The sequence below is a fragment of the Caballeronia sp. BR00000012568055 genome (assembly GCF_029439455.1).
Lineage (GTDB): Bacteria > Pseudomonadota > Gammaproteobacteria > Burkholderiales > Burkholderiaceae > Caballeronia.
On sequence record NZ_JAQFVG010000034.1, the window covers coordinates 8,161 to 9,652 of the forward strand.

Consider the following 1,492-nt stretch of genomic DNA (forward strand, 5'->3'; position numbering starts at 1 on the left):
TCGAAACCGGTCAGCGAGCGGAACGCGGGCTGAATGAACACTTCGGTATGACAGATGGGATCGACATTCTCGGGCGAACGGCGAATGCCTTCGAGATGCAGCCACGTTTCACCGGGCTTCGCTTGCAGCATCTCGCAGAGTTTGGGATCGCTCAATTCGACGGTATCTTTATTCAGCAGTTCGAGCACCGTATCCGCCGTATAGCGATGCAGATCGCTCAACTGCTGCATCACCTGCCGATAGCTGCCCTCGGAACTCACCGACTTGACCGTCGTGCCAATGCCCGCCTGCCGCACCACCATGCCGAGTTGCACGAGCTGCTTGACCGCTTCACGCACGGTCGAACGACTCGCGCCGAACTGCTCGCACAATTCGAACTCGGTGGGAATAGTAGAGCCGACCGGAAAACGCCCGCTCTGAATCTCATTGATGAGCGTCTGCGCCAATTGCAGATAGCGCGGTTGTTGCTGACCGAGCACGTTGACCATCTTTTGCACGCACGATGAAGAGTTGACGGAAGGACTCGCCTCACGCGCTTCATCGTGCGATGCAGTGAGGTTCATTGCACAGCACCGCTCGCGCGCAGTTCGGCGATCCGATCAGCATCGTAACCGAGTTCGGCGAACAGTCTCGCGTTGTCCTGCCCGAGTTCGGGCGCGGATCGCGCGGGCAAGGCTTCGTTCACGCGCACCGGCGCGGCGACGTTACGCACCTTCCCGAAACGCGGATGCTCCGCTTCCGTGATGCCTTCGCGTTCAGCGACGAACGGATTATCGAGTGCTTGCTTGATGTCGTACACGGGCGCAGCGGGCACGCGGCCACCCAGACGCTCGAGCCATTCCGCCGTCGTCGCGCGCGATAAGGCCGCATCCAATTCCTGCTGCACGAGATCGCGATGCTTCAAACGCGCCTTGAAATTGCTGAAGCGTTCATCCGTAATCCAGGATGGACGATCGAGAATTTCAGCCAGCACGCCCCAGAACTTTTCCTTGTTGCACATCAGGAAAATCCAGCCATCCTGCGTCTTGTACAACTGACTCGGCGTAAGCGACGGATGCGCCGAACGCTTGTCGCGCCCCGTCACCGTGCCGCCGTTCAAATACCACGTGCCGACATAGGCGAGGTTATGCAGCGCGACATCGAACAGACTCGTGTCCAGATCGCGGCCCACGCCCGTGGTGCGTGCCTCGACCAAACCGGCCAGCAGCGCCATCGCGGCCGTTGTGCCCGTCATCAGATCGATGATCGAGAGGCCGAAGCGCGCGGGCGGGCTGTCGGGCTCGCCAGTGACCGAGAGATAGCCCGCCTCGGCCTGCATCAGATAGTCGTAACCGGGCCATGCGGCGCGGCTTCCCGTACGTCCATACGCAGACAAGTGCGCACACACAATGGCGGGATTCACGTCTTTCAATTGGTCGTACGTCAGACCAAGTTTTACGGGCAAATCACCGCGCAGATTGTTGAACACGGCGTCGCTGGTGGCGACGAGATC

General features: G+C 60.2%; 2 protein-coding genes. Both read right to left on the reverse strand.

Annotated elements, in window-relative coordinates; genetic code table 11:
* The coding region (locus tag P7F28_RS03245; protein WP_370467226.1) for a GntR family transcriptional regulator at window positions 1-563 on the reverse strand (563 nt) is incomplete at its 3' end.
* Window positions 560-1,492: CaiB/BaiF CoA-transferase family protein (locus P7F28_RS03250; RefSeq protein ID WP_277183005.1), on the reverse strand; the 933-nt coding region annotated here is incomplete at its 5' end. The genes P7F28_RS03250 and P7F28_RS03245, both read right to left, overlap by 4 nt.